Raw genomic sequence first — 25,501 nt, 5'->3', positions numbered from 1 at the left:
GCGCGGCTTAGACGTTGAACAGGAAATGCACCACGTCGCCGTCGGCCATGACGTAGTCCTTGCCCTCCTGGCGCAGGACGCCGGCGGAGCGGCACTTGGCCTCGCTTTGGTGCTTGACGTAGTCGTCGTAGGCGATGACCTCGGCCCGGATGAAGCCGCGTTCGATGTCGGAGTGGATCTGGCCGGCGGCGGCCGGGGCCTTGGTGCCGGCCGTGATGGTCCAGGCGCGCACTTCCTTGGGGCCGGCCGTGAAAAAGCTGATGAGCCCGAGGCTGTGGTAGGCCAGGCGGGCCACCCGGTCCAGGCCGGATTCGGCCAGGCCGTAGGAGGCCAGGAACTCCTGGCGCTCGTCGTCGGCCAGGCTCGCCAGCTCCTCTTCCATGCGGGCGCACACCACCACCACCTCGGCGCCGCGGGCGGCGGCGATGGCCCGGATCGCCTCCACCAGCGGCGAGGCGCCGGCCGGGTCGTCCTCGCCCACGTTGGCGCAGTAGATGACGCGCTTGGCCGAAAGGGGCCGGATCTCGTCGAAAAGGGCAAGCATGCCCGGGCTGTCGATACCCTCGACGGTGGAGGCCGGGGCGCCGGTCATGAGGTGGTCCAGGAGCTTTTTGCCAGCGGCGGCCTTGTCCAGGACTTCCTTGTCCTTGCTGCCCTTGGTCTGCTTGACCAGGCGGTCGAGGCGCGATTCCAGGACTTGCGCGTCGGCCAGGATGAGTTCGGTCTCGATGACGTCGATGTCCCGGGCCGGGTCCACCGTGCCGGACACGTGGACCACGTCGTCGTCCTCGAAAGCCCGGGCGACGTGGATGATGACCTCGGTTTCGCGGATGTGGGCCAGAAACTTGTTGCCCAGGCCGTCGCCCTTGCTGGCCCCGGCCACCAGGCCGGCGATATCGGTGAAGCGGACGGTGGCCGGCACGATCTGGGCCGGGTTGACCAGGGCGGCCAGGGCGTCCAGGCGGGCGTCGGGCACGGGCACGATGGCCACGTTGGGCTCGATGGTGCAAAAGGGGTAGTTGGCGGCCTGGGCGTTCTGGGCCTTGGTCAGGGCGTTGAAAAGGGTGGATTTGCCGACGTTGGGCAGACCCACGATGCCGACGGAAAGGGCCATGGGGCGATCGTCCTTTTCCGGCGGCGCATCCGCCGGAGGGGTTGGTCATGGGAGCCGGGGCGCAGTCCGCCGCCCCGGCCGGGTCACCGTGCGCGAACCGTCTTCGCCGCACCCTGGCGGACGCCGGGCTGGGCGGCGGGCCTTACTTGAGTTCCCGCGTGCGCAGGACGGTTTTTTCCAGGAAACGGATCAGCTCGTAGTCCGAGGCCAGGCGGCTTAAGGCCTTGGACACGGTCATGCTGAGCAGTTTGTCGAATTCGGGCTCCACGCCCTCGGCCGGCAGTTTCCAGACGGTTTCGCCCTCGTAGCGCTTGGTCAGGGTCTGGCCGTTGTTGTCGGCCACGACATTGACCACGGCCACGGCCTTGGCGGCCAGGTGGCCGCCTTCCTGGCTCGGCTTGTAGGACAGTTCCTTGAGTTCCACCGTAAGCGTGCGCACCACGGCTTCCGAGGCCGCCGCCGGCTTGAAGCCCTTGTCGCGCAGGCCCGTTTCCACGGCCGCGCGCATGGCCGGCGCCGGATCGCAGGCCGTGGACAGCTTGCCGGCGAACGACGAAGACGGGTTGCACAGCCCCACTTCGGCGCTGGGCCTCGCGTCCACGACCTTGACCGAGACTTCGACGCTACGGCCCAGGGTTTCCTTTTCCACGACCACGGACGGAGTGACCGTGGCCTGCTGGCCGGCGCAGCCGGCCAGGGCGACGACAATGACACAAGCGGCGAACGCCGCAAAAAGGGCCGACGCCCGGAGGCGTCGGCCGCGCGAAGTCGATTGGTGCTTCATGCTGCGGTCCTTGTCCGCCGCGACGACGGACAAGGCGTCTCTACAGGACCTTGCCAAGGGCCGCAAGGGCGGCGGCGTAGTCGGGCTCGTTGGTCACCTCGGGCACAAGCTCCAGGTAGGCGACCTTGCGGTCGGGGCCGAGCACCAGCACGGCCCGGGCCAGCAGGCGCAGTTCCTTGATCAGCAAGCCGTAGGCCTGGCCGAAGGAGGCGTCGCGGTGGTCGGAGACGGTGACGATGTTTGTAACCCCGGCGGCCTCGGCCCAGCGTTTCTGGGCAAAGGGCAGGTCCATGCTCACGACCAGCGCCTTGGCCTGGCCGGCCAGGTTTTCCATTTCCTTGTTGAACTTGCGGGCTTCCAGGTCGCACACGGCGGTGTCCAGGGAGGGCACGGCAATGAGGATGAGGCCCTTTTCGGTGAAATCGCCGAGTTTGGCCGGGGCCAGTTCGTTGGTGAGGACCGTGAAGTCCGGGGCCGTGTCGCCGACGCCGACGGGATTGCCGCAAAGCGTCAGCCCGCCGCCGAGAAAGGTAATGAGACCGGTGCGCTCGCTCATGGGCGCGTTCCTCCTTCTTGATGACCGGCCGCCGGGAGGCGACCATGGCAGGTTATGGCCCGTGGGCGCCCGGACGTCAACCGGGGGCTGGGTTAAAGTTCGCCGCCTCCTCCCTGCCCGGCCGCGCCCCGGCCAGGGACACGGCCGCCCCGCACGGACGGTGGCCTGCCGGGCGCCGGGGAGGCTTGACATTGCAACGCACCCCGGCATTGTTCCCCAAAAAGGAGTTTCCCCATGCGCCGTTGCAACACCGCCTTTCTTGCCTTGTTGCTGTGCCTCGCCCTGCCCCTGGCCGCCTTTGGCGCCGGCCCGGCCACACCGGAAGCCGCCGGCCTGGTGGACGTGACCACGGTGGCGCCGGCGATCAAGCTCGACATCCGCTACGCCACACCGGACAATTTCACCAAGGTGACCGTGTACCCGGCCGCCAAATGCTATCTGCGGGCCGACGTGGCCAAGCGCCTGGCCCGGGTCCAGGCGGACCTGGAAAAGCAGGGCCTGGGGCTTAAGGTCTACGACTGCTACCGGCCCTTTTCCATCCAGAAAAAGTTCTGGGCGCTGGTGCCCAACGAGGACTGGGTGGCCAAGCCCGTGGAGGAAAACGGCAAGCCCGTGTCCGGCTCCAAGCACAACCGGGGCGCGGCCGTGGATGCGACGCTGGTGGACGCGACCGGCAAGGAATTGCCCATGCCGTCGGGGTTCGACGATTTCACGCCCAAGGCCCGGCGCGACTACGCCGGCGGCGACAAGGCGGCCCTGGCCAATTCCAAGCGCCTGGAAGCGGCCATGCAAAAGCAAGGTTTCGAGCCGTTGCCCACGGAATGGTGGCACTTCGACGGCCCGGGCTGGCAGGGCTACGAACTGCTCGACGCGCCCATCAACGGATCGTCCCGGGCTCCAGGCGGGGAATGAGCGGCAGGTAGACCTCGAAGAGGCTGCCCTTGCCCACGGCGCTGGTCACCAGCACCGCCCCGCCGCAGCCCTTGACGATGCCGTGCACGGCGGCCAGGCCCATGCCCGTGCCCTGGCCGGGGCGTTTGGTGGTGAAAAAGGGTTCGAAGATGCGCTCGGCGATATCGGGCGGCATGCCGTGGCCGGTGTCGGCCACCCACAGCCGGGCGTAAGGCCCCTCGGCCAGGTTGGTCAGGGGCAGCCCGGCGGCGATGCAGGCGGCGCCCGGGCGCGGCGGCTCGGGCACGGCGGCCAGCCCCACCTCCATGACCCCGCCCTCGGGCATGGCCTGGGCGGCGTTTAAGCACAGGTTCATGAGCACCTGGTGGATCTGGGCCGGATCGGCCAGGATGGTCAGGGCCAGTTCGGACACCTGCGGGCGGATGTCCACCCGGGCGTCCACCATGCCCTGGGCCAGCTTGACCGTCTCCTTGACCAGGGGCGACAGCGGCAGGGGGCCGACGGTCAGCTCGCCCTGCCGGCTGAAGGTGAGCAGTTGGCGCACCAGGTCCCTGGCCCGCTCCGAGGCCCGGACCACGTCGGCCAGGGGCTTGCGCAGGGGATCGCGCCAGGGGATGTCGGCCAGGATCATCTCGGTGTTGAGCAAAATCGGCGTGAGCAGGTTGTTGAAGTCGTGGGCCACGCCGCCGGCCAGCACGCCGATAGCCTCGAGCTTTTCCACCTGGCGCAGGCGTTTTTCCAGGCCCGTCTCGTAGGTGATGTCGCGCACGAGCAGGATGTGGTTGACGATTTGGCCGCTGGCGTCGCGCACCGGGGAGATCAGCGTGTCTGTCGCGGCCTCTTCGCCCTCGCCCCGGGACAGGCGCACCCGGCCCGACCAACGCAGCCCCAGGGCCAGCATCTTGCGGACCGATTCCCCCAGAAAGGGCGTGAGGTACGACCCCAGGTCCGGGCCGCCGGACGGGCTCTGGCCGCCGGCGACGATCTGGGCGAAGGCCGGGTTGGCGTATTCGAGCTTGAAATCGCGGCTGACGATGGCCAGGCCCTCGGCACTCTGGTCCACGGCGGACACGAGCAGCATGCGCTCGTCCTCGGCCCGTTTGCGGTCGGTGATGTCGCGGGCCGCGCCCTCGACCCGGGACAGGCGCCCTTCCTCGTCGAGCACCGCCCGGGCGTTGACCGACAGCCAGACCGCGCGGCCGTCGCGGCGCACCACCTGCATCTCGAAATCGAACAACCGCCCATGCTGGGCCAGAAGGCGCAAGAATTCCAGCCGATCGTCCTGGCGGGCCTGGATGCGGTAAAACAGGTCCCCCTGTTCGAGCAGGGCCTCGTCGGCGCTGGGGTAGCCCAGGATGCGGGCCAGGGCCGGATTGCAGGCGACCATGGCCCCCGAGGGATCGAACTGGAAGATACCCTCGGCGGAATTCTCGAAGATGTCTCGGTACTTGGCCTCGCTTTTGACCAGCTTCCGCTCCATGCGCCAATAGGCCGTGATGTCGCGGCCGGTGGCCTGGTATTCGCCCACCTGGCCGGTCTCGTCGAAGATGGCCCGCACGGTCCAGGTCAGGTAATGCTCGTTGCCGCCGGGCAGCCTGACCCGATGGCGGATGTCCGTGGTCGGCGCGCGCGGGGTCAGGGCCAGGATGCGGCGCCGCAAGGGCTCGGCCTCCTCCTCGGGCACGGACTCCAGAAACAGCCCGCCGAGCACCGCTTCCGGCGGCTTCCCGGCCAGCCTGGCCGCGGCCCGGTTGACGAAAACCCGGCCCAGCTTCGGGTCGAGCCGCACCACCAGCTCGCTTTGATCCTCGACAATGGCCTGGTACCGGCGCCTGGTCGCGTCGAGCTCCCGCTCGGCCTGGCGGTGGGCGGTGATTTCGGTGAGCATGCCGCAGATGGCGTCGATCCCGCCGGCCGGCCCGGCCAGGGGAATGCGCGCGGCCATGAAGGACCGCTCCCGGCCGTCGAAGGTCAGCCGTATCTCCTCCTCCGAGACCTGGCCGCTGCGCAGGACCTCCTGGACCTCTTTCTTGAACCGGGCGAAATTGACCGGCCCAGCGGCCACGGCCAGGGACTGGCCGAGCAGGTTCTCCCGGCGGATGCCGTGCAGCCGCTCGAAGGCCTCGTTGAGGTAGATCAGGCGAAAGGCGCGGTCCACCACGAAGACCGCGGTCAGGGCGTATTCGAGGATGCCGGCCAGCCGGGCAGCGTCGAACCCGGCCTGGGCCGGGGAAAAGACGCTGACGATCCCCGTCGGCCGTGGGCCGCCCAGGCCGGCGCAGGCGACCAGCTCCGTGCCGGCCACCTCCCCCGGCCCGTCCAGCGGACACCCGGGACACGGCTCGGCCCGGCCGTACAGCACCCCGTGGCAGGCCGGCGCCGCGGCCGCGCCCAGCCGTTCCCGGGCCAGGGCGTTGCCGCGCAAAAACCGGCGCCCGCCGTCCAGGACGGCCACGCCGAACGCCAGCCCCTCGGCCAAGGTCCGCGAGGGCTCCCCGCCAAGGACCGCCTCGCCCTCACTTGCCAGGGTAACGGCCAACCGGATTGGCGACGCCGTCGTCATAGGGCGAATATCCCCGGGGCGCGGTCGCGGCCGGCAACGAGACGCCCTTGGTGATCTTGTCTTTTTCGTAGATTTTGACGAGGGAGTCGATGTCCACGCTGTCCGGTTCGGGCAGCCGGGCGGCCGGACCGGCGTTGGCCAGGGAATAATAGCCGAGCTTGAGCGAGCCGGTGGCCTCGGTGTGCTTGAGCTTGATTTTGAGTTCCCCCTTGCGCCAGCGCAACACCTCCACCCCGCTTTGCACGGTGAGCGACGGCTTGCCAAAATCCGCCGACAACCGCTTGACCATGGCATCGCGGCCAATGACGCCGTCCAGGCGGACATAGGCGGCAAAAAGCTTGCCCGCCGCGAACCCGTAAATCACGATCGGTGCATGGCCGTCCAGCCGGTAACGCTCGTTGAGGTTGACGGCATAGGTCACGTCGCCGTCCTTTTTGAGCACCATGAAAGACGGCAAGGCGGCAAGGCGCGTACCGAAAGCCGTCCCCGCAAACCCCTCGGCCTGACGCGCCATGGCCGTTGCCCCCATCGCTGTTGCCACCGCCAGGACGACCAACACGATCCAACCGCGCATATCCCCTCCTCGATTCGCATTTCGCGCACCTTACCGTCCCCCGGTCGGCAAACGCAAGACGGCGCGGTTAAAATACCCCGGCCCCCGTCTGGCTTTTTACGCGGGCCGCAGCTATACTGGCGGTACACATGATCGCAGGCGCCGGTCAACGTCTCATGGAAAAAGTACTCATTGTCGAGGACAGCAAGGTCTTTGCACGACTCCTCATCCGCAAAATCGAGGACGAACTGTTCTTTGACGCCTGCTGGGCGTCCAACTTCGAGGAAGCCCGCTACCTCGTCGAGGAAAACCCCGACAACAACTCCTACTTCGTCGCCCTGCTCGACCTGCACCTGCCCGACGCCGCCGACGGCCGCATCGTCGACTACGTCATCTCCCGGGGCATCCCCTCCATCGTGTTCACCGGCGATGTGGAAACCGAGGTCCGCGACCGCATCTGGGCCAAGAAGGTCGTGGACTACGTGTCCAAGGAATCCCCGGACAGCCTGGACTATTTGGTCTCCCTGGTCCGGCGCATTTCGCTCAATAAATTCGTCAACATCCTGGTGGTCGACGACTCCCAGACCGTGCGCAACCACCTGGTGCGCCTGCTGACCGCCCACGAATTCATCGTGTACGAGGCCGACGACGGCACGCGCGCCCTGTCGGTGCTGGAACGCCACCCCGAAATCAAGGTCGTCATCACCGACTACTTCATGCCCGGCATGGACGGCGTGGAACTCACCAGGCGCATCCGCCGCCGCAGCCGCAAAGAGGAATTGGCCGTCATCGGCATCTCCGCCTACGGCAACACCATCCTCTCGGCCCGGTTCATCAAGAACGGAGCCAACGACTTTTTAAACAAACCCTTCTCCAGCGAAGAGTTCTACTGCCGCGTCACCCAGAACCTGGAAATGCTCGAATACATCCAGAAACTGCGCGAGACTTCCATCCGCGACCCCCTGACCGGCCTGTACAACCGCCGCCACTTCTTCGAGGCGGCCAAGGACCTCTACGGCCGCCTGGCCCGCGGGGAGGAAGCCGTCACCCTGGCCATGCTCGACATCGACCACTTCAAGAAGGTCAACGACACCCACGGCCACGCCGTGGGCGACGAAGTGCTCAAACACGTGTCCCAGGGGCTCATCAACCGCTTCCGCGGCCACGATATCGTCGCACGCCTTGGCGGCGAGGAGTTCTGCGTCATGGCCACCGGCCTGGCCGGCAGCCAGGCCATGTCCGTCTTCGACGACCTGCGCAACAGCATCGAACGCTCCAAAGCCAAATGCGGCAAGCTCTCCGTGGGCGTCACCATCAGCATCGGCATCTGCGACAAGGCCAAGGGCACGGTGGACGCCATGCTCGCCGCCGCCGACGCCGCCCTGTACAAGGCCAAACGATCGGGCAGGAACCGGGTCGTCTGGGCGGAGTAGGCAGCGGGTGGCGGGTGGCGGGAAGCCCGGGGAATTAGGAAAAGGAAGATGCCTCCGGCGGCCGGGACGCTGTCCCGGACCCTGCCAGGGCGCTGCCCTGGACCCGCCAGGAGGGGATGATCCCCTCCTGGACCTCCCCGGCGGGGCGGATGGGGCGATGGTCGGGAACGACGGGCGGCGGAGCGTCAGGCCATTTGTTGGCGGAATTCGGGGCAACCCGCAGGCCGCAAAGCCGGCCAGCACGTTGCCCCGAATTCCGCCAACAAGGGCGCCAGCGGCGAAGCGCCGCAAGTAAAGAAAAACCGGTGTGACCCGGACGACGTTTGTACCCGCCGCACAACAAGCTCAATAGCCTTTTACAAAGCTTTCAAAGCAAAAAATTCCACACCCCTCGGCCCGAAGGGCCGACGGCTGGGCGAGGCCGCAATGGGGCCTTTCGAGCCAGGAGCGCAGCGACGGCATCGAAAGGCCCCATTGCGGCCTCACATCTTCGCGCCGCGCACGCCAAACCTCTCGGTGACCGCAACTCCTTGCGCCCACCGACGCCGCAGGGGGGGCCTGGGGGGCGTCACGCCCCCCCAGTGGGGAGGTCAAGGAGGGGCAACGCCCCGCCTTACGGGGTCCGGGGCAGCGCCCCGGCGGCTGCGCCCTGGCGGCAGCGCCCCGGCAGCAGCGCCCGACGGGCTAGCCCAGGGTCACGACGCCGTAGTTCTTTTTGCCCTTGCGCAGGATCATGAGATCGCCGCCGAGGAAGTCCTGCGGCTCGAGCACCCGGTCTTCGGCGGTCACGCGCACGTTGTTGATGGAGATGGCGCCGGCCTTGATGTCCTTGCGGGCCTGGGAATTGGAGGGGCAAAGGCCCATGTCGGCCAGGAGCCTGGGCAGGGGCGGCACGTCGCCAAGGCCGGCGAAATTCAGGCCCGGCGCGGCTTCCAGGGCGGCCTTCAGGGTTTTCGGGTCCACGCTCGCCAGGTCGCCGCCGCCGAACAGGGCGCCGGTCACGGCCTCGACCTTGGCCAGTTCCGCTTCACCGTGGATCATGATGGTGGTCTCGCGGGCCAGGCGTTTCTGGGCGGCGCGCAGGTGCGGCTCGGCAGCGGTCTGGGCGGCCAGGGCCTCGATCTCTTCCTTGGGCAGATAGGTGAAATAGCGCAGGTAGTTCACGACGTCGCGGTCGTCGGCGTTGATCCAGTACTGGTAGAAGGCGTAGGGCGCGGTCAGTTCGGGGTTGAGGTAGACGGCGCCCTTTTCGCTCTTGCCGAATTTGGCCCCGGAGGCGGTGGTGATAAGCGGAAAGGTCAGGGCGTAGGCCGTGTTGCCGGATTTGCGGCGGATGAGTTCCAGCCCGGCGGTGATGTTGCCGAACTGGTCGCCGCCGCCGATCTGCAAGGTGCAGCCGAGCGTCCGGTTGAGGTGCTCGAAGTCCAGGGACTGGAGGATCATGTAGCTGAATTCGGTGTAGGAGATGCCGGTGTCCTCGCGGCCGATGCGCGATTTCACCGAATCCTTGGCCATCATGTAGTTGATGGTGAAGTGCTTGCCCGTATCCCGCAGGAAGTCGATGATGGAAAGCGGCCGTGTCCAGTCGAGGTTGTTGACCGGCCGGACCGCATCGGCCACGCCCTGGCGCTCGAAAAAGGCCATGGCCTGGGCTTTGATCTTTTCGCCCGAGGCGGCCACGGTGTCGGCGGTGCGCATCTGGCGTTCCTTGTCCTTGCCGCTGGGGTCGCCGATCAGGCCGGTGGCGCCGCCGAGGAGAAACAGCGGCTTATGGCCGGCCCGGGCGAACCGGGCCAGGGCAAGCAGCGGCACGAGGTTGCCGATATGCAGGCTGTCGGCCGTGGGGTCGAAGCCGCAGTAGAGCACCCGGCCGGGGGTATCGAGGTGGTCGCGCAGTCCGGCCTCGTCCGAGGCCTGGTGGACGAGGCCGCGCCAGGAGAGTTCATCGAAGATGTTCAAGGGCGATCCTTTTGACGGGAAGACGGTTGGCGGTAAGGGGGCAGGCTCACAGGTCCTTGCCGGGGATCAGCGGGGGGCTCGACGACGCCGGTGCCGGCGCGGCGGCGGGCTTGTCGGTCTTGGGACCACGCAGGAACGGCTTGACGCCGCCTATGCGCTCCAGCCGCGCCATGGTGTCCGGCGCCTTGTCGTAGATGTCCACGAGCACGTTGAGGGTGAACTGCCCGTTTTTGATATCGGTTTCGATGCGGCTGTCGAAGCCGTTTTTCTGCAGTTCGTTCTTGAGGGTTTCGGCGTTTTGATACTTGCTAAACGAGCCCACCTGATAGGTCTCGTGGGGGCGTTGCCAATCGTAGACGGTTTCGTCGGCGCAGCCGCCCGCAAACAGGGCGAAGGCCACAAGTATGGCGGCGAAAAGACGTGGCATGGCTGGCTCCCTTGTGTCGTGACCGCGAAGTCCGTTATTTGCACAGGCTTAACACGTTATTGGAGAAGCAAGTACAGAGAAGTAAGCCTCTGCGAGGGAAATATCATGATTTCCACTCGATCATTCAATGAATCCGCTATATAAAAATTGCCATTTCTATCAAAAGCAAGGCTTGACGGTGCGGAGAATTGTCCGGCACCACTTCCCACGCGACCCCATTTTTCCTGAAACTGTCCGGCCGCGGTAAACTTCTGGATTCGGTAATTGTACGTATCAACGACATAGATATTGTCATTCAAATCCACCGTAACATTGCGTGGATAATACATCTTCCCATCGCCCGCACCATAACCACCCAATATGGAGACAAACTGGCCGGAGGATGTGAATTTTTGAATACGGTGATTGTCCTGGTCCACCACATACACATTGTCATGGCGATCAATAGCGAGGCCCCAAGGGCGCTCAAATTGGCCTTCACCATTGCCCTGACTCCCCCAGGACGCCACAAACCGTCCTGCGGAATCGAATTCCTGGACCCGGTAATTGTACATATCAACCACATAGACATTGCCCGCCGAATCTATATCAATCCCAACGGGACAATGAAACTGGCCATTGGCTGCACCCGATGTACCCCATTTACCGAGAAAATTACCCTCCGCATCGAATTTCTGGACACGATCATTTCCACTGTCCGCGACATACAGATTCTTGTCGCTATCCAGAGCGATGCCGTTAGGGTACACGAACTGTCCGTCTTCAGAACCATACGAGCCAAGGACCGAGACAAATTGTCCAGCGGCATTAAATTTCTGAATGCGAGAATTCCCACTATCCACAACAAAAATATTATTGACCCCGTCAATGGCAATATCCGTCGGAAAATTGAAACGCCCATTCGCATCAAGGGGCTTCACCCATTGCAAGGCATAGATCCCATCAGAGGAAAATTTCTGAATTCGCCTATTATTGATTTCACTACAATAAACATTCCCGGCAAAGTCCACGGCTATGCCTTGAACCCAATCAAATTGCCCATCGCCTTTGCCAGGTGATCCCCATTTTTTTACAAATTGCCCTGAGGCAGTAAACTTTTGTACACGTTCGTTTTCAGAATCCGTAACATAAACCATATTGGAAGCATCTATCGCAATACTTCTCGGTACCACGAATTCTCCATCAGCCGTACCGCATACACCCCATTTCCGTATAAATTCACCCGAGGAAGAAAAAACCTGGACACGGCAATTTCCCGAGTCAACCACATACACATTCCCATCCTTTCCAACGGCCAACGCTGACAAAGACGCGAATTGGCCATCCCCGGAACCTTCCGTTCCCCATTGCGTTACCAGTTCCCCATCCTTGGTTAACTTTTGCACCTGAAGACTATCTTGCCGGGCAACATAGATATTGTCCGAGCCATCCACCGCCAACCCCGCTATCCAGCGGAATTCCTTATCGCCTTGATAATATCCACCTATTGTTTTTTTGAAATTCCCCGAAGCATCGAATACGGTAATCCGCCTGTTGCTACCGGAATCATCAACAACGATATCACCATCGCTATTTATCGCGGCGTACTGAGGAAAATGGATTTCCCCTTCACCCCCGCCCTCCGACCCTATGGCGAATAAAAAGTCACCCTCGGACGTAAACTTCTCGATGCGATGGCTTTGCGCGTCAACGGCATAGACATTCCCGGCTTTGTCGACAACCAGTGTGTAGATGAACTTCAGAACGGAAAATTCGCCATCAGAGGGAATGAAACGAATTGTTTCGCCACAAGCATCGCAACATAAGAAAAACACAACAAAAGAAAGAAGAACAAGAGGCTTCACCCCCGTGTTGCATTTCCCGGATACCATCGTTCTCCTCCACTGCTTCCGCCACCGAGAGGCAGGGCGCCAGCGACGCCGCACAGCCCAAGCAGGCTATCCACCAGCCCGCCAAACCACGATTTTCTTACGGCGCTCCCGATGTATTGTCAGCTTGCCACGACAACGGTCACCAAGCGCCCCGGCCTGAACAATTACAGACTCGCCGCCAAGTGCCATATGCCTTTTCGACCATGTATGATCAAATCATCCATATGGTTGCCATCGAAAAATCTGCCCAAAATACCCTTTACAACAAATTGCTAGGGCTTACCGCCGGCGCGGCGCTGCTTGTCGTTGTATTCGATGACCTCGGTGCGGCCGTTTTGCTTTTCCGTGACGAGCATGAGCTTGTCGCCGTCCACATTGATGTTGACGAGCCGGGAACACTTGTTGATGTCCGGCACCACGGCATAGGCCTTGTCCGCGCCCACGGCCACCAGGTCGTAGGTGATGGGGCATTCGGCGTTGCCCACGCCGTGCCGGATGAGGAGGGCGTCGTAGCCGTCGCCGGCCTCGCCCACGCTCATGTAGGACTGGGCGGTGAGCGCCGCGCCGGTGGCCTGGTGGATGACCCGGCCGCCCAGATAGACCGAGGAGGAGGCGCCGTCGCGCACGACTTCCAGGGGGCCGGCCACGGTCATGTAGATGGCCATGCGTTCGGGCGCGGCAAGGGCGCCGCCGATGGTCAGGCAGACAAGGACGGCGGCCGTGAAAAGCGCAAGGCAGCGAGGCATCATGGCGTTTCCTCCGTTGGCGGCGGCTGGGACGGATGCCGCCAGGCAGCGATAGTTACGACCTTGCCCGTGGCCGCGTCAACATCGAGCAGCGCGCCCTGCATCTCGGGCGGCGACTTGGAGATGGTGAAGCGGATCGGCAGGGCCGTGCGGTAGCGGCTGACGACTTCCTCGGGGTCCATGCCCAGGGCCGAGGCGGCCGGGCCGGTCATGCCGCAGTCGGTGAGATAGGCCGTGCCCCGGGGCAAGAGTTGGGCGTCGGCGGTCTGGACGTGGGTGTGGGTCCCGAGCACGGCGCTGACCCGGCCGTCGAGAAAATAGCCCATGGCCTTTTTCTCGGACGTGGCCTCGGCGTGGAAGTCCACCAGGCGCACGGCCACATCGGCCGGCACCTCGGCCAGGATGGCCTCGGCCGCCCGGAAGGGGCAATCCACGGCGTGCATGAAGACCCTGCCCAGGAGGTTGATGACGGCAAAGGGCGGCCGGTCGGCCGGTCGGTAGACCCGCCAGCCCAGGCCGGGCGCGCCGGGGGGATAATTGGCCGGGCGCAGCATGCGCGCCTCGCCCGCCAGGAACGGGCCAATGTCGGCGTGGCGAAAGACGTGGTTACCGCCGGTCAGGACGTCGATGCCGGCGTCGAGGAGCTGGCGGGCGGATTTGGCCGTGATGCCGATGCCGCCCGAGGCGTTTTCGCCATTGGCCACGACCAGGTCGCAGCGCAGGTCGCGGCGGACCTGGCGCAGGCGTTCGAACACGATGGCCCGGCCCGGCCGGCCGACGATGTCGCCCAGAAAAAGAATCCGCATGCCCTGCCTGCCCCCCGACGCAGGATTTCAGACCGTCGCATCGGGGTCAAGCACCCTGGCCACGAAATACAGATCACCGTCCGGCGCCCCGCCAAGCCCCACCCCGCCGGCGCCCGGGGCCACCAGGACATCGCCCGTGACCGTCCCCGGCGCCACGTTCACCACGGCCGGGCGTGGGCCGGCCAGCAGCCCCCGGCCGCCGCAGGCCGGGCAGACGAACGCCTCCAGTCCCCGGCCCCGGCAGGCCGGGCAAGTCCGCATGACGACCACGGGCCCCGACGGCTGGGGAATGCTGCCGCGCCCGCCGCAGATCCAGCAACTGCCTTGTCGGGCGCCCCGGCCGGAGCAGTGGGGGCAAAGGACCACCGGTGCCCCCCCGAAGGCGAACCTGCCGCCGTCGCGGGCCACGGCCCAGGGGATGTCGAGGGTCCAGCGCAGGTCGTCCCCGCGTCGGTAGGCCGGTGGCGGCGGGGCGATGAAAAAGGCGTTCTCCCCGGCCGGGACGGGCCGCGGCGGGCGAAAACCGCCCGGCACGAGCCTGGCCGCCCGGCGCAGGCGATCGCAGGCGGCGCGCCGATCCGGGTCGGACAGCACGGCAAAAGCATCGCTTAGGGCCACGAACCGGTCGGCGGCCCCGGGATCGTCGGGATGGAGGTCGGGATGGCAGGCGAAGGCCAGGGCCCGGTAGGCCCGGCGAACCGTTTCCGGGTCGGCGTCATCGGCGACGCCGAGCAGCGCATAGGGATCATCCGTGGCCATGCTTTCCCTGTCGCCCGGGCGGGGAAGGCCGTTACGCCTGCCCCGCCGCCGGCCGCGCCCGAACGGTTCGCTATTTGGCGAACCCCACGGCGCGCTTCTCGCGGATGACCGTGACCCGGATCTGGCCGGGGTAGGTCAGGTTGTCCTCGATGCGTTTGGAGATGTCCTTGCACAGCAAAAAGGTCTTGTCGTCGTCCACGTTTTCCGAATCGACCATGACCCGGATCTCGCGGCCGGCCTGGATGGCGTAGGCCTTGGCCACGCCGTCGAAGTCGAGGGCCAGGTTTTCCAGCTCCTCCAGCCGCTTGACATAGCTTTCCAGAAGCTCCTTGCGCGCACCCGGCCGGGCGCCGGACAGGCTGTCGGCGGCCTGGACCAGGGTGGCCAGCACGGACTTGGGCGGCACGTCCTCGTGGTGGGCCTGGATGGCGTGGAGGATGTCGGCGGGCTCGCCGAATTTCTTGGCCAGGTCGGCGCCGATCAGGGCGTGGGGGCCTTCGATCTCGTGGTCCACGGCCTTGCCGATGTCGTGGAGCAGGCCCGCCCGCTTGGCCCGCTTGACGTCCAGGTTCAGTTCGGCGGCCATGATGCCGGCCAGGGTGGCCACTTCGAGGGAGTGCTGGAGCACGTTTTGCGAGTAGCTGGTGCGGTACTGGAGCTGGCCCAGGAAGCGCACGAGCTCGGGGTGGATGCCGTGGACGCCGCAGTCGAAGGTGGCCTGCTCGCCGATCTCGCGGATCTTGATGTCGAGCTCCTGCTCGCACTTTTTCACGATATCCTCGATGCGGGCCGGGTGGATGCGGCCGTCGGTGATGAGCCGTTCCAGGGCCATCTTGGCGATCTGGCGCTTGAGCGGGGAAAAGGCCGAGAGGATGACCGTCTCGGGCGTGTCGTCGATGATGAGGTCCACGCCGGTGGCCGCTTCCAGGGCGCGGATGTTGCGGCCCTCGCGGCCGATGATGCGGCCCTTCATTTCCTCGGAGGGCAGGGTCACGGCGGTAACGGTCTGCTCGGCCACGAAATCGCCGGCATAGCGCTGGATGGCCAGGGCCAGGATCTTCTTGCCGCTCTTGTCGGCCGTTTCCTTGGCCTCCATCTCGATCTGGCGGATCATGCGGGCGGCCTCGTGGCGGGTCTTGGACTCGATCTCGTCCATGAGGCGCTTTTTGGCCTCTTCCATGGTCAGGCCGGAAATCTCCTGAAGGCGCTTGTCGTGTTCCTGGGCCAGTTGCGCCAGGGCCTCGCCCTTTTCGTCGAGCTCGCGCTCCTTGGCCGTGAGCCGCTTTTCCACGGCCAGCATCTCGGATTCCTTCTGGACGATCTGCTCCTGCTTTTCCTCCAGGCGTTCCCGACGGCGCAGGACCTGCTCCTCCTTCTCCTCCACGGCGCCGACCTTGTCGCGGTACTCCTTTTCGAGCTCCTGCTTCTGGCGGAACAGCTCGTCCTGGGCGGCCAGCACGACTTCCTTCTTGTGGGCCGAGGCTTCCTTGCGGGCTTCGTCCAGGATGCGGTCGGCCAGGGTCCTGGCCTCGTTGAGGGTCTTCTGGGAAATCCACTTGTCGAGGTAGTACCCGGCGGGCACGCCGAGGCCCACGCCCAGAAAGCCCATGAAGATGGTCGCGAATTCCATGGTGTCTCCCACAGCGGAGAGGGAACCGAAAGACCATGGCAAAGAGACGGAACCGTATGGAATCCGTACTGACGGGCCGTTGCGGCCGCACGGGATCGGCGCGATGGGCAGGCGCTGGCCGGGGGCTTTTCCCGCCGGCGGACAGCGTCGACCCTGCTTTATGTAAAAGCCCCGGAGCGCCGTGTCGTCAATTCTTTTGAACCTTGGCAACCAAGGTGGACGCCCCTGTTTGACCTTCAGGCCACCCGGACAACGCCGGGCACGCTCACCGGCCACGCGTCGCGGCATCCTATTTTTGAGTATCGGCTCAAAAATAAATTAACAATCACGCACACCCCAGGGTACTTTCCCACATGCCGCGCATTTGGCGGACTTCAATCTATCTTGGTCAGCAGCTTCCCGACCCGGGATTCAAGCTCTTCAAGCCGCTGGTGAGACATAAGCACGTCGTCGGCCAGACCCAATGCGACAAAGGCCAGTAATTTCTCCTTGCCGAGAGGTTTCCCGCCCGCCTGCAGCAAGTTGTATCGTTGCTCCACCAATGCCTTGGCGGAATCGACGCGTTCCGGTTGCGCGTCCGTCTTAAACGACAAATCAAGGCCCAATATGGACAGGCTGTAGCTCGGCATCAGCGTACCGGAACACGCCACCCGACCGGCCCGCCGGTCAGGCGGTTAGGCATCGAGTTCCCCCTGGAGCTTCTCCAGGAGGGCGTCGATGCGTTCGGTCACGGCCTTTTTCTCCGCGGCAAGCCGGGACGCCTCGGCCCGAAGCGCGGCGTTTTCCTCTTCCAAGGCCTTTTTACGGGCCAGGAGCTCGCCCACGCGCAGTTCCAGCGTATCAAAAATGTCCATGGCTTTTTCTACGCCGAGACGGCCCGAAAAGCAAGCCGCCATGTCATTTCCGCGACTTTGTCACCTGCCTGCCACGACCCAGGGCCAGGGCGCCGTCCGGCACATCGGAGGTAATCACCGAGCCGGCACCGACAAGGGCCCCGGCACCGATGGTCACCGGCGCGACCAGGGCGCTGTTGGAACCGATGAAGGCCTTCTCGCCGATGACCGTCTTGTGCTTGTGCACGCCGTCGTAGTTGCAGGTGATGGTGCCGGCCCCGATGTTGGCCTCGGCGCCCACCGAGGCGTCGCCGAGGTAGGTCAGGTGGCTGGCCTTGGCCCCCCGGCCCAGGACCGCCTTTTTCATCTCCACGAAATTGCCCACCCGGGCGCCCTCTTCCAGCACCGCCCCGGGCCGCAGCCGGGCGTACGGGCCGACCTGCGCCCCGGCGGCCACCCGGGCACCCTCCAGGTGGCAAAAGGCATGCACCACGGCGTTTTCGCCGATGGTGGCGTCGCGAAGGACGTTATGCGAGGCGATGGCCGCGCCGAGGGCCACGGCGGTATGGCCATACAGTTCCAGCGGGCCGCACAGCTCCACGCCCGGGGCCACGGAGACGGCCGGGCCGATGCGCACGCTCTCGGCGGCCCGGATGATCACCCCGGCCTCAAGCAGTTCCTCGACGCGACGGCGGCGCAAAAGCTCCTCGGCCGCCACCAGTTCCCGGGGGCTGTTGATACCGAGGTAGGCCGGGTCAGGGCCTCGGTTGACGGCCAGCACGGACAGGCCCGCGCCGCCGGCCAGGGCGACCAGGTCGGTGATGTAGTATTCGCCGCTCTTGTTGTCGTTGCCTATCTCGGCCACCAGCGGCGCCACGGCGCCCAGGCGCAGCAGGTAGACCCCGGCGTTGATCTCGCCCGTGACCGGGCCGTCGCGGGAGGCGTCGTAGTCCTTGGCCTCGACGATGCGCACCGCCCCGTCCCGGCGCACCACCCGGCCGTAGGCTCCGGCTTCGGGCACTTCGATGGTGACAAAGGCCAGATCGGCTGCTTCGGCCAGCGCCGTATCGACAAACGCCCGCAAGCTCTCGGCCGTCACCAGGGGCGCGTCGCCGTTGACCACCAGGACGTAGCCCAGGCCCTCGGCGGCCAGGCGCGGCAGGGCCGCGGCCAGGGCGTGGCCGGTGCCGCGCTGCTCGGCCTGGAGCACGAACCGGCCGGCCATGCCCGGGAAGGCCGCTTCGACCATTTCGGCCCGGTGGCCGACAACCGTGAAGACGCGCTCCCCAAACAGTGCGGCCAGGGCGTCCAGGCCGTAGCGCAGCATGGGTTCGCCAAGGAGCGTTTTGAGCACCTTGGGCGCGTCGCTTTTCATGCGCGTGCCCTTGCCCGCGGCCAATACCAGTGCGCCGATGCGCTCGTGCATGAAAGTCTCCACAGGTCGGTCGGCGCCGGGCGCCGGTCAATGGAATTAGGGATGGCCCGGCCGGCCGCTTCCCAGGCCGCTGCCGGACAATTCGTGCAACTTGATGCGGGTCAGGGCCCGTTGCAGGGCGGCCTTGGCCCGGGTGAAATCCACGTCCTCGCGCTGTCCGGCCAAGCGCGCCTCGGCCCGTTCCCGGGAGCGGCGCGCCCGCACGAGATCGATCTCCCGGGCCAGCTCGGCCACTTCGGCCAAAATGAGCACCCGGCCCGGGGTGACGTCGGCAAACCCGCCGGTGACGAACACATAGTGCACGGCGCCGTGCTGCCGAAAGGCTATGGACCCGATCCGCAACGAGGAAAGAAACGGAACGTGCAAGGGCAGGACGGTGAATTCGCCGGCCACGCCGGAGGCGGTGACGGATTCGACGTCCTGGCCGAGCACGAGGCGTTCGGGTGTGACGATTTCCAGCAGCAGGCTCTTGCTCATGGCCGCATCCTTGGCGTCAGGGGTGTCCTTGCCTCCTACCAGGAATCGGCCCGGGATAAAAGACGGCCCGGGCACGAAAAAAGCGGGCGGATCTTTCGATCCGCCCGCTTGAGCAGACAGTTGCGAACAGCCGACGGCTAGTGGCTCGACGCGCCGAGGGAGGTCGCGGTCTCGCGCACCTTCATGCGGTAGAAGGCGCGCTGCAAGGCGGCCTGGGCCCTGGCGAAGTCGACCTGTTCCTTTTCGCGTTCCAGGCGCTGCTTGGCCCGTTCCTGGGCCCGGCGGGCGCGCTCGACGTCGATGTCCTCGGGGCGCTCGGCCACCTCGGCCAGGACGGTCACCTTGTTCCCCGACACCTCGGCGAAGCCGCCGGAGACGAAGACGTAGTGCGCCTTGCCGCCGGCCTTGTACATCAGGCTTCCGATGCCAAGGGCGGACAGGAACGGAATGTGATTGGCCATGACGCCGAATTCACCCAGCAGGCCCGGCGCGCCCACATACTCCACGTCCTGGGACAAGACGAGCTTGTCCGGAGTGACGATTTCAAGGAGGAGTTGGGCCATTGCGGTTATCCTTTCTTGGCGTTTTCAACGGCCTCGTTGATGTCGCCCACCATGTAGAAGGCGCCTTCGGGAATCTCGTCGTGCTTGCCTTCGATGATTTCCTTGAAGCCCTTGATGGTGTCCTCGAGCTTCACGTAGCGGCCTTCCTTGCCGGTGAACTGGGCGGCAACGAAGAAGGGCTGCGACAGGAAGCGCTGGATCTTGCGGGCCCGGGCGACGGTGAGCTTGTCCTCGTCGGACAGCTCGTCCATGCCCAGAATCGCGATGATGTCCTGGAGGTCCTTGTACTTCTGGAGGATCTGCTGGACTTCGCGGGCCGTGGCGTAGTGGTCGCCGCCCAGGACCAGCGGGTCCAGGATGCGCGAGGTGGAATCCAGCGGGTCGACCGCGGGGTAGATGCCGAGCTCGGCGATCTGCCGCGAAAGGACCAGCGTGCCGTCGAGGTGCGAGAACGTCGTGGCCGGCGCGGGGTCGGTCAAGTCGTCAGCGGGCACGTAAACGGCCTGGACCGAGGTGATGGAACCCTTGGTCGTGGAGGTGATGCGCTCCTGGAGGCCACCAAGGTCGGTACCCAGGGTCGGCTGGTAGCCGACCGCGGAGGGCATGCGGCCGAGCAGCGCGGAGACTTCGGAGCCGGCCTGGGTGAAACGGAAGATGTTATCAATAAACAGCAGCACGTCCTGGCCTTCCTCGTCGCGCAGGTATTCGGCGCAGGTCAGGGCGGTCAGGGCGACGCGGGCACGGGCTCCGGGGGGCTCGTTCATCTGGCCGTAAACAAGCGTGGCCTTGCCCAGGATGTCGGCTTCCTTGAACTCGTTGTAAAGGTCGTTGCCTTCACGGGTCCGCTCGCCGACGCCGGCGAAGACCGACAGGCCGCCGTGGTGCTTGGCGATGTTGTTGATCAGCTCCATCAGAACGACGGTCTTGCCGACGCCGGCGCCGCCGAACAGGCCGAGCTTGCCGCCCTTGGGGAAGGGGATCAGCAGGTCGATGACCTTGATGCCGGTTTCGAGCAGCTCGATGCTGGTGGACTGGTCCACGAAGGCCGGGGCCGGGCGGTGGATCGCCCAGTGGGCCGCGGCGTCGACCGGGCCCATTTCGTCCACGGGACGGCCCACGACGTTGAGGATGCGGCCCAGGGCGGCCTTGCCGACCGGGACGGTGATGGCCGTGCCGGTGTCCACGGCGGTCATGCCGCGCACCAGGCCATCGGTGGAGTCCATGGCGATGCAGCGCACGACGTTGTCGCCGAGGTGCTGGGCGACTTCGACCACGAGGTCTTCGGCGTAGGGGTTGTTGGTGTTCTTGATGCTGAGAGCATTCAAGATATTCGGCAGTTTGCCTTCAGGAAACTCGACGTCGAGAACGGCGCCGATGACCTGCACGATTTTTCCGACATTACCGCTTGTGGCGCTCATTGTATGGGGCCCCCTTGGTTATCCCTTGAGTGCTTCGGAACCGCCGACGATGTCCATCAGTTCCTTGGTGATGGCCGCCTGCCGGGCCTTGTTGTAGACCAGGGTCAGCGAGCTGACGAGGTCGTCGCAGTTCCTGGTGGCATTGTCCATGGACCGCATGCGGGCGGCGTGCTCGCTGGCCGAGGTGTCCAGCAGCCCGCGGTAGATCTGGACATTGATAAACCGCGGCAGCAGTTCGGCCAAAAGGCCTTCCACCGACGGTTCGTAGAGGTATTCGGCCTTGGGCCCGCTCGGCTCGGCCGCCTCGCCGGCCTCGGCCGGGGACAGGGGCAGAACCGGCAGCAGGGTGGGATCCTGCTTGGCAAGGCTGACGAACTTGCCGAAGGCCATGATGACTTCGTCGTAGGTCCCGCCGACGTACCCGCCGATGACCTCGCTGCCTATGCGCGTGGCCAGGGAGAAGTCGAAGGAGCCCATTTCGTTGACGTAGGCGGCGACGATTTCAAAGTCCGTGCGGCGGAAGGAATCCCGGCCCTTGCGGCCCACGCACAGGATCTTGACCGTCTTGCCCTCGGCGGCCTTGGCCCGGGCCAGTCTGAGGGCCGCCGTGACGATGTTGTTGTTAAACGCGCCGCAAAGGCCCCGGTCCGAGGTGATGACGACCAAAAGGACGGTCTTCACTTCCTCCCGGGCCTCGAGCAGCGGATGGACCGAGGGATCGGCCCCCTTGGCCAGTTCACCGAGCATTTCGTAGAACTTGTCGGCATAGGGGCGAAACCGCTCGATACGCGCCTGGGCGCTGCGCAGCTTGGCCGAGGCCACCATGTTCATGGCCTTGGTGATCTGCTTGGTCTTTTTGACCGCGGTGATCTTGTTTTTGACGTCTTTGAGCGCAGGCATGGCTCCCCCTTTAGGCCTGTCGTTGCGTTGGCAAAAACACGTTTCTGTTTTTAGCGAACGCCCGCTTAGGCCTTGAAGCCCTTCTTGAACTCGTCGATGGCCGCGCCGAGCTTGGCGATAAGGCCTTCGTCGAGCGCCTTTTTGTCCCGGATCTCGCCCAGGATGTCGCTCTTGGCGTTGTGGAAGTACTCCTGGAGGCCTTCCTCGAACTTGCGCACGGCCTCGACCGGCACGTCGTCCATGAAGCCGCGGGTACCGGCGAACAGGGAGATGACCTGCTCTTCGACGGCCATGGGCTTGTACTGGGGCTGCTTGAGCAGCTCGACCATGCGCACGCCGCGGTTGAGCTTGAGCTGGGTGGCCTTGTCCAGGTCGGAGCCGAACTGGGCAAAGGCGGCCAGTTCGCGGTACTGGGCGAGGTCGAGGCGCAGCGTGCCGGCGACCTGCTTCATGGCCTTGACCTGGGCGGCGCCGCCGACGCGGGAAACCGACAGGCCGACGTTGATGGCCGGGCGGATACCGGCGTTGAACAGGTTCGGCTCGAGGTAGACCTGCCCGTCGGTGATGGAGATGACGTTGGTCGGGATGTAGGCCGACACGTCGCCCGCCTGGGTTTCGATGATGGGCAGGGCGGTCAGGGAGCCGGCGCCCAGCTTGTCGGACAGCTTGGCGGCGCGCTCGAGCAGGCGCGAGTGCAGGTAGAAGACGTCGCCCGGGTAAGCCTCACGTCCGGGGGGACGGCGCAGCAGCAGGGACATCTGGCGGTAGGCCACGGCCTGCTTGGAAAGATCGTCGTAGATGATCAGGGCGTGACTGCCCTTGTCGCGGTAGTACTCGGCCATGGTGCAGCCGGAGTAGGCGCCGATGAACTGGAGCGAGGCCGGTTCGGAGGCGGTGGCCGAAATGATGGTGGTGTATTCCATGGCGCCGTAGCGACGCAGGGTCTCGGCGACCAGGGCGACGGTGGACTTCTTCTGGCCGATGGCGACGTAGAAGCAGTACACGCCCTGTCCCTTCTGGGCCAGGATGGCGTCGAGGCAGACGGCGGTCTTGCCGGTCTGGCGGTCGCCGATGATCAGCTCGCGCTGGCCGCGGCCGATGGGGGTCATGGCGTCGATGGCCTTGAGCCCGGTGTACATCGGCTGGTGGACGGACTTGCGGGCGATGATGCCGGGGGCCTTGATCTCGACCTCGCGGGTCTCCTTGGCGTCGATGGGGCCAAGGCCGTCGATGGGGTTGCCCAGGGGGTCGATGACGCGGCCGGCAACGGCCTCGCCGACGGGCACCGAGAAGATCTTGCCGGTGCGCTTGACCGGGTCGCCCTCTTTGATGTGGGTGTCTTCACCAAGAAGGGCCACACCGACGTTGTCCTCTTCCAGGTTGAGCACCAGACCCATGACGCCGCCAGGGAATTCCAGGAGCTCCATGGCCATGGCGTTCTGCACGCCATAGACGCGGGCGATCTGGTCGCCGACGGACAGCACGGTCCCGGTCTCGCTCATTTCTACGCGAGACTCGTAGTGCTGGATCTGCTGTTCGATGATCTGGCTGATCTCTTCCGCTTTGATTTGCATGGCCCTACTCACCCCTCTTGATTTGTTCTTTCAATATTTCAAGTTGGGCGCGAAGGCTCGCGTCCAACACCTTGTCGCCGACCTTGAGGAGCACGCCGCCCAGGATGGCGGGATCGACGCCGAAGGAAAGCACCAGCTTCTTGCCGGATTGCTTTTCGAGCTTGGCCTTGATCTGGTCCTGACGCTGGTCGGTCAGGGTGTAGGCCGTGACGAGCTGGCCACGCAGCACGCCCTCGGCCTCGTCGAGCAAGGCCCGGTAGAAGGCGGAGACTTCCAGCACGAAGGACAGCCGGTCCTTGTCGGCCAGAAGGGACAGGAAGTTGACAACCATGGGCTTCAGGCCAAGCTTGCCCACCACGCCGGCCAGCACCGCCTTCTTGTCCTCGGCGGCGATGACGGGGTTGGCGAAGACCTTCAGCAGGTCCGGGGACGCCTCAAGAACCTCGGCGAACGCCTCGAGGTCCTTGCCGTACTCCGCCGGGGCCTTCTTGCCGGCCTTCTTGGCCAGCGCGAAGAGCGCCTTGGCGTAGCGGCGCGCGACGATGTTGCCGGTCAATTGAACACCACCTTTGTTAAGTATTCATCCACAAGCTTTTCCTGGTCCTTGGCGGTCAGCTTCTTTTGCAGCATGGTCGTGGCCGCGGACACCACGGAGTCGGCCAACTCGGCGCGCAGCTTCTGCACGGCCACCTTGGCCTCGGCCTCGGCGGCGGCCACGGCCTGCTCGCGAATCTGCACGGCCTTGGCCTCGGCGGCGGCGACAATGGAGTCGCGAAGGGCCTCGCCCTGACGGCGATACTCTTCCTCGATCTTCGCCTTCTCCTCGGCCAGGTTGCTGATGGAGGCCTCGATGTCGGCCAGGCGCTTGGCAGCGTCGGCCTTGCGCACGTCAAGGTCGGACAGCTGGTTTTCGATCGTCTGGCTGCGACCGCGGAAGAAACCCACGATCTTCTTCCCGGCCAGCTTGGCGATCACGCCGAAGACCAGCACGAAGTTGACCACCCGAAACAGGAAGTCCTTCCAGTTAAGCCCATGGTGCGCCGCTTCCGCGCCGCCCTCGGCATCCCCGGAAGCGTAGGCCACGGCGGCCAAGCACAGGACGAACGCCACGGCGGCGATGAGGTGGAGCCTTTTCAATTGAACCCTCCCTTTCCTTGAGAAATCCACATAAACCCCCGCAACCCCTAAGCCGCCAGCACCTTGGCCACGGCCTTGGACGCCAAACCCGACACCTTGGCCGTGAGCGCCTTGGTCGCCGCCTCGGACTGGGCGGCGATGTCCGCCCGGGCGGCCTGGACCTTGGCCGCCGCTTCGGCGCCGGCAGCCTCCAGGATGGTCTTTTCCTTGACTTGGCCCTCCGCCTTCATGGCCAGGCGGCCGGCCGTGGCGGCCGTGCGCGCCGTGTCAAGGGCCGCTTCGTAGCCCTTGAGCTTGGTGTCGGCGGAGTTGGTGAACGATTCGATGCCTTCCATCTGGGAGGCGATGAACTCGGCCCGTTTCTTGAGCATGCGACGGATGGGCCCGATGAGGATGACGTTGAGCAGGATCAGGATGAGCAGAAAATTGACGGCTTGGACGAAAAACGTGGCGTTTAAGTCAATCATCGGCACCCTCCGGGAGGTTGTGAAAATTTTTGCAAAGTCAGCAAGCGGCTGTAGCGAATTTGGGCCGGCCTGTCCAGCCCTTTTTGACAATTTCCGCGAGGCGACCAGGGCGACAAACCCGCGCCCGGACTGGCTTGGCGGGCTATTTCGCGGCGTTGCCCTCCTCTCCCGGGGCCAGGGCCACCGGTGTCACGGTCACGGCCTCGGCCGCGGCCATGACCACGTCGCCGTCCAGGCCGCCGCCTTCCTCCACCACCAGCACCGGCGTGCGCACCGAACCGGTCAGCCGCCCCGTGGCCGTGACCGTCACCTTGGCCGCGGCCGTCACCTCGGCCGTGACGCTGCCGCCGCAGGTCAGCCGCCCCACGGCGATCCGGCCGGCGATGCGCGCCTTCTGGCCCACCAGCAGCGTGCCCGCGGACACGATTTCCCCGTCGAAATCCCCGTCGATGCGCACCACGCCGTCAAAGGCCAGCCGCCCGGTAAAGGACGTGCCGGCCCCCAAAAAGGCGTTGATGTCGTGTTTGCCCACGTCGGCCCTCCGGCAGCCGGCGCGGCGAACCGCCCCGCGTGCCGCATGGCCC

Annotated in this window: 26 protein-coding genes and 1 other RNA gene; 2 read left to right on the top strand and 25 right to left on the bottom strand. The window is 65.3% G+C overall.

Features of this window, described 5'->3' with window-relative positions:
- Positions 1-7: 7 nt before the first annotated feature.
- The 3 genes from ychF to tpx all read right to left on the bottom strand — a co-directional run bounded on the left by ychF (position 8) and on the right by tpx (position 2,454).
- Positions 8-1,114: a redox-regulated ATPase YchF gene (ychF, locus tag ACP59X_RS03040; RefSeq protein WP_428564891.1), complete on the bottom strand. Its 1,107-nt coding sequence runs from the start codon at positions 1,112-1,114 to the stop codon at positions 8-10.
- A gap of 142 nt (positions 1,115-1,256) precedes the next feature.
- A complete protein-coding gene (locus ACP59X_RS03035) occupies positions 1,257-1,898 on the bottom strand; it encodes a YajG family lipoprotein (protein WP_428564888.1) in 642 nt (213 codons plus the stop codon).
- A 40-nt stretch (positions 1,899-1,938) separates the two neighbouring features.
- Positions 1,939-2,454 (bottom strand): thiol peroxidase, encoded by a 516-nt coding sequence (tpx, locus tag ACP59X_RS03030; RefSeq protein ID WP_428564885.1) that lies wholly within the window; start codon positions 2,452-2,454, stop codon positions 1,939-1,941.
- A 234-nt stretch (positions 2,455-2,688) separates the two neighbouring features.
- Here tpx and ACP59X_RS03025 point away from each other — a divergent pair, with 234 nt between their 5' ends.
- Entirely contained in the window at positions 2,689-3,366 is a 678-nt protein-coding gene (locus ACP59X_RS03025) for a M15 family metallopeptidase (protein WP_428564882.1), read from the top strand.
- Here the strand turns inward: ACP59X_RS03025 and ACP59X_RS03020 are convergent.
- The gene (locus tag ACP59X_RS03020; protein WP_428564879.1) at positions 3,332-5,905 is read right to left on the bottom strand and encodes a PAS domain-containing sensor histidine kinase; all 2,574 of its coding nucleotides are present in this window, start codon (positions 5,903-5,905) and stop codon (positions 3,332-3,334) included. The genes ACP59X_RS03025 and ACP59X_RS03020 overlap by 35 nt on opposite strands.
- Positions 5,883-6,503: a hypothetical protein gene (locus ACP59X_RS03015; protein WP_428564876.1), complete on the bottom strand. Its 621-nt coding sequence runs from the start codon at positions 6,501-6,503 to the stop codon at positions 5,883-5,885. The genes ACP59X_RS03020 and ACP59X_RS03015 overlap by 23 nt, the downstream gene beginning before the upstream one ends.
- 155 nt (positions 6,504-6,658) lie before the next feature.
- On the opposite strand from ACP59X_RS03015, the gene ACP59X_RS03010 reads away from it, so the two are divergent.
- Positions 6,659-7,915, top strand: coding sequence for a diguanylate cyclase (locus ACP59X_RS03010; protein WP_428564873.1), 1,257 nt, complete (start codon positions 6,659-6,661; stop codon positions 7,913-7,915).
- 684 nt (positions 7,916-8,599) lie between these two features.
- Here the strand turns inward: ACP59X_RS03010 and tyrS are convergent.
- From tyrS to ACP59X_RS02910, 20 genes are all read right to left on the bottom strand, one after another.
- Positions 8,600-9,874, bottom strand: coding sequence for a tyrosine--tRNA ligase (gene tyrS, locus ACP59X_RS03005; protein ID WP_428564870.1), 1,275 nt, complete (start codon positions 9,872-9,874; stop codon positions 8,600-8,602).
- Positions 9,875-9,920: 46 nt separating this feature from the next.
- Positions 9,921-10,301, bottom strand: coding sequence for an SPOR domain-containing protein (locus tag ACP59X_RS03000; protein WP_428564867.1), 381 nt, complete (start codon positions 10,299-10,301; stop codon positions 9,921-9,923).
- 56 nt (positions 10,302-10,357) lie between these two features.
- A complete protein-coding gene (locus tag ACP59X_RS02995) occupies positions 10,358-12,172 on the bottom strand; it encodes a 6-bladed beta-propeller (protein WP_428564864.1) in 1,815 nt (604 codons plus the stop codon).
- A 272-nt stretch (positions 12,173-12,444) separates the two neighbouring features.
- The gene (locus tag ACP59X_RS02990; protein WP_428564861.1) at positions 12,445-12,921 is read right to left on the bottom strand and encodes a hypothetical protein; all 477 of its coding nucleotides are present in this window, start codon (positions 12,919-12,921) and stop codon (positions 12,445-12,447) included.
- Entirely contained in the window at positions 12,918-13,724 is an 807-nt protein-coding gene (locus tag ACP59X_RS02985) for a TIGR00282 family metallophosphoesterase (RefSeq protein ID WP_428564858.1), read from the bottom strand. The genes ACP59X_RS02990 and ACP59X_RS02985 overlap by 4 nt, the downstream gene beginning before the upstream one ends.
- 27 nt (positions 13,725-13,751) lie before the next feature.
- Positions 13,752-14,483 carry a DnaJ domain-containing protein gene (locus ACP59X_RS02980; RefSeq protein ID WP_428564855.1) on the bottom strand — a complete coding sequence of 244 codons (732 nt, stop codon included), beginning with the start codon at positions 14,481-14,483 and terminating at the stop codon, positions 13,752-13,754.
- Between the two features lie 70 nt (positions 14,484-14,553).
- The gene (rny, locus tag ACP59X_RS02975; RefSeq protein WP_428564852.1) at positions 14,554-16,113 is read right to left on the bottom strand and encodes a ribonuclease Y; all 1,560 of its coding nucleotides are present in this window, start codon (positions 16,111-16,113) and stop codon (positions 14,554-14,556) included.
- Positions 16,114-16,277: 164 nt separating this feature from the next.
- Positions 16,278-16,459, bottom strand: a non-coding RNA gene (ssrS, locus tag ACP59X_RS02970) — 6S RNA.
- 28 nt (positions 16,460-16,487) lie between these two features.
- Positions 16,488-16,742 carry a cell division protein ZapA gene (locus ACP59X_RS02965; protein WP_428564849.1) on the bottom strand — a complete coding sequence of 85 codons (255 nt, stop codon included), beginning with the start codon at positions 16,740-16,742 and terminating at the stop codon, positions 16,488-16,490.
- A 45-nt stretch (positions 16,743-16,787) separates the two neighbouring features.
- The gene (gene zapB, locus ACP59X_RS02960) at positions 16,788-16,967 is read right to left on the bottom strand and encodes a cell division protein ZapB (RefSeq protein WP_428564846.1); all 180 of its coding nucleotides are present in this window, start codon (positions 16,965-16,967) and stop codon (positions 16,788-16,790) included.
- A 43-nt stretch (positions 16,968-17,010) separates the two neighbouring features.
- Positions 17,011-18,372, bottom strand: a complete 1,362-nt coding sequence (glmU, locus tag ACP59X_RS02955; protein ID WP_428564843.1) for a bifunctional UDP-N-acetylglucosamine diphosphorylase/glucosamine-1-phosphate N-acetyltransferase GlmU — start codon at positions 18,370-18,372, stop codon at positions 17,011-17,013.
- A gap of 45 nt (positions 18,373-18,417) precedes the next feature.
- Positions 18,418-18,858 carry a F0F1 ATP synthase subunit epsilon gene (locus tag ACP59X_RS02950; protein ID WP_428564840.1) on the bottom strand — a complete coding sequence of 147 codons (441 nt, stop codon included), beginning with the start codon at positions 18,856-18,858 and terminating at the stop codon, positions 18,418-18,420.
- Between the two features lie 137 nt (positions 18,859-18,995).
- Positions 18,996-19,421, bottom strand: coding sequence for a F0F1 ATP synthase subunit epsilon (locus tag ACP59X_RS02945; RefSeq protein ID WP_428564837.1), 426 nt, complete (start codon positions 19,419-19,421; stop codon positions 18,996-18,998).
- Positions 19,422-19,426: 5 nt separating this feature from the next.
- On the bottom strand, positions 19,427-20,839 hold the full coding sequence (gene atpD / locus ACP59X_RS02940) for a F0F1 ATP synthase subunit beta (RefSeq protein ID WP_428564834.1): 1,413 nt from the start codon (positions 20,837-20,839) through the stop codon (positions 19,427-19,429).
- A gap of 18 nt (positions 20,840-20,857) precedes the next feature.
- On the bottom strand, positions 20,858-21,739 hold the full coding sequence (locus ACP59X_RS02935) for a F0F1 ATP synthase subunit gamma (RefSeq protein ID WP_428564831.1): 882 nt from the start codon (positions 21,737-21,739) through the stop codon (positions 20,858-20,860).
- Positions 21,740-21,804: 65 nt separating this feature from the next.
- On the bottom strand, positions 21,805-23,313 hold the full coding sequence (atpA, locus tag ACP59X_RS02930) for a F0F1 ATP synthase subunit alpha (RefSeq protein ID WP_342465490.1): 1,509 nt from the start codon (positions 23,311-23,313) through the stop codon (positions 21,805-21,807).
- A 4-nt stretch (positions 23,314-23,317) separates the two neighbouring features.
- Positions 23,318-23,869: an ATP synthase F1 subunit delta gene (gene atpH, locus ACP59X_RS02925; protein WP_428564827.1), complete on the bottom strand. Its 552-nt coding sequence runs from the start codon at positions 23,867-23,869 to the stop codon at positions 23,318-23,320.
- Positions 23,866-24,450: a F0F1 ATP synthase subunit B family protein gene (locus ACP59X_RS02920; RefSeq protein WP_428564824.1), complete on the bottom strand. Its 585-nt coding sequence runs from the start codon at positions 24,448-24,450 to the stop codon at positions 23,866-23,868. The genes atpH and ACP59X_RS02920 overlap by 4 nt, the downstream gene beginning before the upstream one ends.
- A gap of 47 nt (positions 24,451-24,497) precedes the next feature.
- Complete coding sequence (locus ACP59X_RS02915) at positions 24,498-24,917, bottom strand: F0F1 ATP synthase subunit B family protein (protein WP_428564821.1); 420 nt, start codon at positions 24,915-24,917, stop codon at positions 24,498-24,500.
- Between the two features lie 142 nt (positions 24,918-25,059).
- Positions 25,060-25,449 carry a bactofilin family protein gene (locus ACP59X_RS02910; RefSeq protein ID WP_428564818.1) on the bottom strand — a complete coding sequence of 130 codons (390 nt, stop codon included), beginning with the start codon at positions 25,447-25,449 and terminating at the stop codon, positions 25,060-25,062.
- Between the last annotated feature and the right edge of the window lie 52 nt (positions 25,450-25,501).

The organism is Solidesulfovibrio sp. DCME, from assembly GCF_049995385.1.
Taxonomy (GTDB): domain Bacteria; phylum Desulfobacterota; class Desulfovibrionia; order Desulfovibrionales; family Desulfovibrionaceae; genus Solidesulfovibrio.
The sequence above is the reverse complement of the archived record's forward strand: the minus strand, read 5'-3'. Positions and strand labels throughout refer to the sequence as shown.

Coding starts and splice junctions, on each gene's coding strand:
- ychF (WP_428564891.1), bottom strand. CDS start 1,114: ATGGCCCTTTCCGTCGGCATCGTGGGTCTGCCCAACGTCGGCAAATCC.
- ACP59X_RS03035 (WP_428564888.1), bottom strand. CDS start 1,898: ATGAAGCACCAATCGACTTCGCGCGGCCGACGCCTCCGGGCGTCGGCC.
- tpx (WP_428564885.1), bottom strand. CDS start 2,454: ATGAGCGAGCGCACCGGTCTCATTACCTTTCTCGGCGGCGGGCTGACG.
- ACP59X_RS03025 (WP_428564882.1), top strand. CDS start 2,689: ATGCGCCGTTGCAACACCGCCTTTCTTGCCTTGTTGCTGTGCCTCGCC.
- ACP59X_RS03015 (WP_428564876.1), bottom strand. CDS start 6,503: ATGCGCGGTTGGATCGTGTTGGTCGTCCTGGCGGTGGCAACAGCGATG.
- ACP59X_RS03010 (WP_428564873.1), top strand. CDS start 6,659: ATGGAAAAAGTACTCATTGTCGAGGACAGCAAGGTCTTTGCACGACTC.
- ACP59X_RS03000 (WP_428564867.1), bottom strand. CDS start 10,301: ATGCCACGTCTTTTCGCCGCCATACTTGTGGCCTTCGCCCTGTTTGCG.
- ACP59X_RS02995 (WP_428564864.1), bottom strand. CDS start 12,172: ATGGTATCCGGGAAATGCAACACGGGGGTGAAGCCTCTTGTTCTTCTT.
- ACP59X_RS02990 (WP_428564861.1), bottom strand. CDS start 12,921: ATGATGCCTCGCTGCCTTGCGCTTTTCACGGCCGCCGTCCTTGTCTGC.
- ACP59X_RS02985 (WP_428564858.1), bottom strand. CDS start 13,724: ATGCGGATTCTTTTTCTGGGCGACATCGTCGGCCGGCCGGGCCGGGCC.
- ACP59X_RS02980 (WP_428564855.1), bottom strand. CDS start 14,483: ATGGCCACGGATGATCCCTATGCGCTGCTCGGCGTCGCCGATGACGCC.
- rny (WP_428564852.1), bottom strand. CDS start 16,113: ATGGAATTCGCGACCATCTTCATGGGCTTTCTGGGCGTGGGCCTCGGC.
- ACP59X_RS02965 (WP_428564849.1), bottom strand. CDS start 16,742: ATGCCGAGCTACAGCCTGTCCATATTGGGCCTTGATTTGTCGTTTAAG.
- zapB (WP_428564846.1), bottom strand. CDS start 16,967: ATGGACATTTTTGATACGCTGGAACTGCGCGTGGGCGAGCTCCTGGCC.
- glmU (WP_428564843.1), bottom strand. CDS start 18,372: ATGCACGAGCGCATCGGCGCACTGGTATTGGCCGCGGGCAAGGGCACG.
- ACP59X_RS02950 (WP_428564840.1), bottom strand. CDS start 18,858: ATGAGCAAGAGCCTGCTGCTGGAAATCGTCACACCCGAACGCCTCGTG.
- ACP59X_RS02945 (WP_428564837.1), bottom strand. CDS start 19,421: ATGGCCCAACTCCTCCTTGAAATCGTCACTCCGGACAAGCTCGTCTTG.
- atpD (WP_428564834.1), bottom strand. CDS start 20,839: ATGAGCGCCACAAGCGGTAATGTCGGAAAAATCGTGCAGGTCATCGGC.
- ACP59X_RS02935 (WP_428564831.1), bottom strand. CDS start 21,739: ATGCCTGCGCTCAAAGACGTCAAAAACAAGATCACCGCGGTCAAAAAG.
- atpA (WP_342465490.1), bottom strand. CDS start 23,313: ATGCAAATCAAAGCGGAAGAGATCAGCCAGATCATCGAACAGCAGATC.
- ACP59X_RS02915 (WP_428564821.1), bottom strand. CDS start 24,917: ATGATTGACTTAAACGCCACGTTTTTCGTCCAAGCCGTCAATTTTCTG.